This window comes from Nocardia farcinica (assembly GCF_029867845.1).
GTDB classification, from domain to species: Bacteria; Actinomycetota; Actinomycetes; order Mycobacteriales; family Mycobacteriaceae; genus Nocardia; species Nocardia farcinica_A.
The window spans coordinates 1-6,986 of the sequence record NZ_JARWRU010000753.1; the positions used below are offsets into that span (position 1 = coordinate 1).

Here is a 6,986-nt window from a genome sequence, read left to right on the forward strand (position 1 = left end):
GGGGGGGGGGGGGCCCCCCCCGGCGCCCCCCCCCCCCGCGCCCGGTTCAGCGCACGGTGCGGAAGAACGCGCGGATGTCGCCGACCAGCAGGTCCGGGGCCTCCAGCGCGGCGAAGTGGCCGCCGCGGTCGAACTCGGTCCAGCGCACCAGCTCGAGCCTGCGTTCGGCGAGCGCCCGGATGGAGGTGTCGCCGGGGAAGACGGCCACCGCGGTGGGCACGGCGGCGGGTTCGAGGGCGGCGCCCCAGGCCGAGCCCTCGCCGTAGAGGCGGATGGAGGAGGCGAAGCAGCCGGTGAACCAGTACAGGCTGACCTCGGTGAGCAGCGCGTCCCGACCGATCGCGTCCTCGGGCAGGGTGATCGCCGGGTTCGTCCAGCGGTGATAGATGTCGGTCATCCAGGCCAGCAGCCCGGCGGGTGAGTCGTGCATGGCCACGGCCAGGGTGGTGGGGCGACCGGACTGCACGGCCGCGTACCCGAAGCGGGTGAAGCTCTCCTCGCCCACCAGCTTGCCCAGCTTCTCCTGATCGGCCTCGGTGTAGGCGGCGTCGTCGTCCGAGCCGTCCCAGGAGGGCATCAGGATCGGCCCGTTGACGTGGATGCCGAGAACGTGCTCGGCGGCGACACGGCCGAGTTCGGTGGCGACGAAGTAGCCCGCGTCGCCGCCGTGCGCGCCGTACCGCTCGTACTCGAGACGGTCCATGAGGGTGGCGATCACGCGGGTGTGGCGCTCGGTGCTGCCCGCGCCGTCCTCCGGCCCGACGCCGGAGAACGCGAAGCCGGGCAGCGAGGGCACGATCACGTGGAAGGCGTCGGCGGGATCGCCGCCGTGCGCCCTCGGGTCGGCGAGCGGGCCGATGACCCGCGCGAACTCGGCGAAGGTCGACGGCCAGCCGTGGCTGAGCACCAGCGGCGTGGCGTCGGGCTCCGGCGAGCGCACATGCAGGAAGTGCAGCGGCTGTCCGTCGATCTCGGTGCGGAACTGCGGGAACTCGTTGAGGCCTGATTCGACGGCGCGCCAGTCGAATCCGTCCCGCCAGTACTCGGCCAGCGCCCGCAGGTAGGACACCGGGGTGCCCTTCTCCCAGCCCGCGGCCGCTACCTCGGGCCACCGCGTATCGGCCAGTCGTCGGCGCAGATCGTCGACGCGATCCTGGGGGATGTCGATGTGGAAGGGGATGAACTCGTCTCGATCGGTCATGGTGGGCACGCTAGAAACACTTGTGGCCAGTTCTCGTCCGCAATTCGGCGCCGCACTCGGTTCGGGAAACGAGTCCGTCGCTCCGCGGGCACGGCGGCGGCGTGCCCACCGGCAGATCACGGCCGCCAGTCGAGAATCGGTGCCAGCGCACGGAATTGAGCCGAGGGTGGGGTCATCCGCATGACCGCGTCACGGGCGGCGACCACCGGGCGCGACGACAGCTGGCCGACGGCGCCGAGCCGGTCGGACCTGGCCGCGATCATCCTGGTGCGTGGGCGGCGCAGGCGGTCGTAGCGGGCGAGGCCGTCGGATCCGGTCTCGGCGGTCCCCGCCACACCGGATTCGGCCACGACCGCGGCGAGGACGACGGCGTCCTCCAGCGCCTGGCAGGCGCCCTGGCCGAGGTTGGGGCTCATGGCGTGCGCGGCGTCGCCGAGCAGGGCGATGCGGCCCGCGACGAAGCTCTTCAGGCCGGGCAGACGGTAGATGTCGTGGTGCAGGACCGCGGCCGGGTCGGCGGCGGCGAGCAATGCCGGGATGGGGTCGTGCCAGTCGCCGAACAGTTCGCGCACCTCGGCCAGTCCCGCGCTCGGGGCGCCCTCGGGCTTGTTCGCGCAGGCGAAGGCGTAGATGCGGCCGTCGGTGAGCGGCGCGAAGCCGAAACGCAGGCCGCGTCCCCAGCTCTCGCCGAACTCGGTGACCGGCCCGCTCGGCGCGACCACGACCCGCCAGGCGGTGTAGCCGGAGTAGACGGGGTGGACCGTGCCCGCGACGGCTCGGCGCACCACGCTGTTGATGCCGTCGGCGCCGACGATCAGATCGGCGCGGATCTCTCCGCCGGTGTGCCGCACGAGGCCGTCGGGGCGGGCCTCGGTGACGGTGACGCCGGTGCGGATCGCCCCGGCGGGCAGCGCCGAGCGCAGGATGTCGAGCAGATCCGCGCGATGCACCACGATGGGCAACCCGTAGCGCTGCGCCAGCGCGGGCAGGTCGAACTCCGACAGCCACCGGCCGCGACTGTCACGGATGCCCGCTGACCCGTGTTCGACGGCGCGGGAGCGCACCCGATCCCCGATCCCCAGCGCGTCGAGGGCGCGCAACGCGTTGGGCCACAACGAGAGTCCGGCGCCCGGGGCGGCGAGTTCGGGGGTGCGCTCGAGCACACGCACCGGCCGGCCGAGGCGGGTGAACGCGATGGCGGTCGCCAGTCCGCCGATGCCTGCGCCGACGACGATCACTTCGGGCATGTCGTTTCTCCAGTCCGTGAGGGCCACTGTACGGTCACCCCGCCCAGCTACTACTTCTGTAGTGAATCTACAACACCTGTAGTAATATCACTACTGGTGTAGTCTCACGTCGTGCCGACCACACGCGAACGACTTCTCGACGCCGCCATCGACGTGCTCGGCGCGGGCGGCTCCCGGGCGCTGACCCACCGGGCCGTGGACGAGGCCGCCAGGCTGCCGTCCGGCTCGGCCTCCAATCACTTCCGCACCCGCGACGCCCTGCTCGGCGGCATCGCCGAACGGCTGGAAGAACGTGACCGGCTCGACTGGGCGGCACTGAGCCGCGTGCCCACCCCCACCACGATCGACCAGCTGATCGACACCGTGGCCGCCTTCGTCCGGCATGCCGTCACCACCGACCGCGCCCGCACCCTGGCCCGCTATGCCCTGTTCCTCGACGCCCGCGCCGAGGGCCCGCGCCGCTCGGTGCTGCGTGGCAGGGAACGGCTGACCGCGTGGGCGGGCGAGCTGGTGCGCGAGGTCGGCGGCGACGAGTCGGCGGCCCCGGTGCTGGTCGACTATCTCGACGGGGTGACTCTGCGCGCCGTGGTGACCGCGACCGAGGCGTTCGAGCCGAGACCGGAGCTGGAGCGGATCGTCCGCGCGCTCGTCCTCTGAGGGTTCCGACGGTTGCGCCCGGCGGTGGCCGGAAGACTCAGAAGAAGGTGTGCACGAGGTCGACGACCACCGGGGCGGCGGCGCGGGCGTCGTCGACGACGGGGATCAGCCGCCACTTGTCGAAGGCCGTGCAGGGGTGCGAGAGACCGAACCGCAGAATCGAGCCGAGCGCCGGAGCCGCGGCGCCCTCGGGCAGACGGAGGAAGGTGTGCTGGTCGTTGAACGCGCTGACCCGCGCGCCGGCGATCCCCTGCGGGACCGGCAATCCCAGGTCGTAGGGGAAGTCGCGTTTGCCGCCGTCGAGCAGGACGAGGCCGGGTTCGGGCGCGGAGAGCACCCGCGCCCAGCCGTGCATGGCCGGCCGCAGCGGGTACGGCGATCGGGCGGGCGCCAGCGGGGAGATGCCCGCGTAGAAGCCGTCGTCGTGGACGAGATAGGCGCCGGAGCGCAGGACGACGGTGGTGGGTGCGCCGCGGGTTCCGGCCTCGTCGGCCAGCCCGGCGAGGTGCTCGACGACGAGGTCCTGGAAGGCGCTGCCGCCCGCGGTGACGATCGCGGGCCCGGGATAGGCGCCCGCCTCGGCGAGTTCGCGGTGCAGGCGGGCCAGATCGCCGAGATACCGGGTGACCGCCGTCAGGCTCCCCGGCTCCCGGTCACCGGCCAGCGCCGCCTCGTAACCGCCGACACCGGCCTGGCGCAGGTGGCAGGACCGTCGCACCGCGTCGGCGAGCCGGTGGGCGGCGGCCACCGAGCGCACGCCGGTGCGCCCGCCGGGGGCGCCGAGTTCCACCACCACGGCGACCTCGACCGGTTCCGGGGCCCGCGCCAGGCACTCGTCCATGAGGCGCACTCCGGCGGGATCGTCCACCCAGCAGTAGAACTCGAAATCGGGGTCGCGGGTGAGTTCCCCGGCCAGCCATGTCAGCGCCACCGGGTCGAGCAGGCTGTTGGCGAGCACGATCCGCCGCACACCGAACGCGCGGGCGAGCTGGACCTGCCAGCCGGTGGCCAGGGTGATCGCCCAGCACCCCGCCGCGAGCTGGTCGGCCCACAGCTGCGGCGCCATGGTGGTCTTCCCGTGCGGGGCCAGACGCACCCCGGCGCGGCTCGCCCACTCCCCCATCACCGTGGTGTTGTGGGCGAGGGCGGCACGGTCGAGGGTGAGCAGCGGAGTGGGGAAATCCGCGAGAGCCGGTGCGGTGGCGAGGAACTCACCGGCGGTGCGGCCCCACGCGGCGGGCGGCAGGCTCTTGTGTTCGGGGCCGAGCACACGATCGGCGAGCGCGCCGACGGCGGCGGTGTCGATCATCGTCCCTATCCCGAATTGCGCAGCGCGGTGGCCAGGCCGTTCATGGTCAGCAGGATGCCGCGTTTGACCAGCTCGCTGTCGTCGCCGGAGCGCAGCCTGCGCAGCAGCTCCACCTGCATCTGGTTGAGCGGCTCCAGGTAGGGGAACCGGTTGTGGATCGATTCGGCCAGCGACCGGTTGTCGGCGAGCAGGTGGTCGTTGCCGGTGATGGCGGCGTGCATGCGCAGGGTGCGGGCGTGCTCATCGGCGATCATGCCGAAGATCCGTTCGCGCAGCTCCACGTCGGCGACGAGTTCGGCGTAGCGGGCGGCGATGGCCAGATCGCTCTTGGCCATCACCTGCGCCAGGTTCGACAGCACGGTGGTGAAGAACGGCCAGCGCCGGTACAGATCGCTGAGCCGGGCCAGCCGTTTCCGGTCGTCGCCCACCCACTCCTCGAGCGCGCTGCCGGTGCCGTACCAGCCGGGCAGCATGACCCTGGCCTGGCTCCACGACATCACCCACGGAATGGCCCGCAGGTCGGCCACCGAGTTCGTGGGTTTGCGCGAGGCGGGACGGCTGCCGATGTTGAGGTCGCCGACCTCGGCGATGGGGGTGGACTGGCGGAAGTACTCCACGAAGCCGGGGGTCTCGTGCACCAGCCGCGCGTAGGCCGCCCGCGCTCTGGCGGCCAGCTCGTCCATCAGCGCGTAGGCGGGTTCGGCGTCCTCGCCGAGGCCCTCCACGTCGAGCAGGGTCGACTCGAGGGTGCCCGCGATCAGCGACTCCAGATTGCGGTGCGCGGTACCGGCTTCGGCGTACTTGGCGGCGATGACCTCGCCCTGCTCGGTGAGCCGGATCGCGCCGCGCACCGCGCCCGCGGGCTGGGCGAGAATGGCGTCGTAGCTGCGCCCGCCGCCGCGGCCGACGGTGCCGCCGCGGCCGTGGAACAACCGCAGCTTGATGCCCGTCGTGCGGGCGACCTCGACCAGATCCAGTTCGGCCCGGTAGAGCGCCCAGTTCGCGGCCAGGTAGCCGCCGTCCTTGTTGGAGTCGGAGTAGCCGAGCATGACCTCCTGGCGCATGCCGGCCGCCGCGACCAGTTCCCGGTAGACGGGCACCTCGAGGGCCGCCGACAGCGTGGCCGCGCCCGCCGCGAGGTCCTCGATGGTCTCGAACAGAGGCACGATGTCGACCGTGCCGCGCGGGCCGTGCTCGCCCGGTTCCAGCAGGCCGCCCTCCTTCAGCAGCAGCGCCGCCTCGAGCATGTCGCTGACCGAGGTGCACATGCTGATGACATAGTGCGGGATGGCGTCCGGGCCGAAGGTCCGCACCACGCCCGCCGCGGCGCGCAGGATGCCGACCTCCTTCTCGGCCAGCTCGCTCAGCCGGGCGCTCGGGCTGAGCAGCGGGCGGCGGGTGCGCAATTCGGCGGCCAGCAGTTCCACCCTGGCGTCCTCGTCGAGCGCGGTGTAATCCGGGTGCACGCCCGCCCAGGCCAGCAGTTCCGCGACCACCTGTTCGTGGACCTCGGAGTTCTGTCGCATGTCGAGGCCTTGCAGGTGGAAGCCGAAGGTCTCCACGGCATCGCGCAGCGCCGCCAGCCGGTCGTCGGCGAGCAGATCGTCGCGGGAGGCGCGCAACGAGGCGTCGATCGCGTCGAGATCGCCCAGGAACGCGGCCGGGCCGGGATAGGGCTCGGGGTCGGGGCCGGTGGCTGAATCCGGCAGGGCGGCGCCGAGCGCCCGTTCGGCGGTGGCCGACAGGCGGACCCGGATACGGTGCAGCGCACGGCGATACGGCTCGTCGCTGTGGGTGGCGGGGTCGGCATATCCGGCTTCCGCCAGCGCCGCGACCTCGGGCGACACCGACACCAGCCGGGCAGACTGCGACAGCGTCTTCTCCAGTTCGACCAGATCGCGCAGGTACCGGCCGAAGGCCACGCCCGCGGCCTGGCTCGCCGCGTGGCGCACCACCTCCGCGGTGACGTACGGGTTGCCGTCGCGGTCACCGCCGATCCACGAGCCGGGGCGCAGGATCGGGCGGGCGAGCAGGTCGGCTCGCGGCCAGCGCGAGCGCAGCGCGGCCCGCACCTCGGCGTTGATGGCGGGGATGACGTCGAGGAGAGTGAGCTCGTAGTAGCGCAGACCGACGGCGATCTCGTCCTGGATGCGCAGACGCGCCAGGCGGATCAGGGCCGTGCGCCACAGTTTCAGCACCTGCCTGCGGATGCCGAGTTCCACCTCGGCGCGTTCACGCGGGTCGCTCACCCACTGTCGCCTGCGCATCAGCTCGGTGATGCGCGCCTGCGCGTCGAAGACGGTGCGACGGCGCGTCTCGGTGGGGTGGGCGGTGATGACCGGGGCGACCAGCGCGTCGGAGAGCAGATCGGCGACGGTGTCGGCCGCGAGGCCGGCGGCGTCGAGTTTGCGGTAGGTGGCGGCCAGCGAGGAGTCCTGCGGCGGCGCGCCCGCGGCGACCTGCCCCGCACCGCGGCGGTCGCGCGGGGTGTGCTAGGGCAGATTTGGCAGGAGCACGAAGTAGGTGTAGGCGCGGATGGGCGGCCGGGGCCCCGCGATTTCGGCCGCCCGCC

General features: G+C 72.7%; 4 protein-coding genes and 1 pseudogene. 1 reads left to right on the forward strand and 4 read right to left on the reverse strand.

Annotation, left to right across the window (positions count from 1 at the left end; genetic code table 11):
- Nucleotides 1–46 precede the first annotated feature (46 nt).
- Together QH283_RS16490 and QH283_RS16495 are read right to left on the reverse strand one after the other, a co-directional pair.
- Complete coding sequence (locus QH283_RS16490; RefSeq protein ID WP_280503872.1) at nt 47–1,201, reverse strand: epoxide hydrolase family protein; 1,155 nt, start codon at nt 1,199–1,201, stop codon at nt 47–49.
- A gap of 116 nt (nt 1,202–1,317) precedes the next feature.
- Nucleotides 1,318–2,448: an FAD-dependent monooxygenase gene (locus tag QH283_RS16495; RefSeq protein WP_280503873.1), complete on the reverse strand. Its 1,131-nt coding sequence runs from the start codon at nt 2,446–2,448 to the stop codon at nt 1,318–1,320.
- 111 nt (nt 2,449–2,559) lie between these two features.
- On the opposite strand from QH283_RS16495, the gene QH283_RS16500 reads away from it, so the two are divergent.
- Entirely contained in the window at nt 2,560–3,105 is a 546-nt protein-coding gene (locus QH283_RS16500) for a TetR/AcrR family transcriptional regulator (protein WP_280503874.1), read from the forward strand.
- Between the two features lie 37 nt (nt 3,106–3,142).
- Here QH283_RS16500 and QH283_RS16505 read toward each other — a convergent pair whose 3' ends face one another.
- Nucleotides 3,143–4,414 carry an amino acid deaminase gene (locus QH283_RS16505; RefSeq protein WP_280503875.1) on the reverse strand — a complete coding sequence of 424 codons (1,272 nt, stop codon included), beginning with the start codon at nt 4,412–4,414 and terminating at the stop codon, nt 3,143–3,145.
- A 5-nt stretch (nt 4,415–4,419) separates the two neighbouring features.
- A pseudogene (ppc, locus tag QH283_RS16510) lies at nt 4,420–6,986 on the reverse strand (phosphoenolpyruvate carboxylase); the annotation flags it as partial.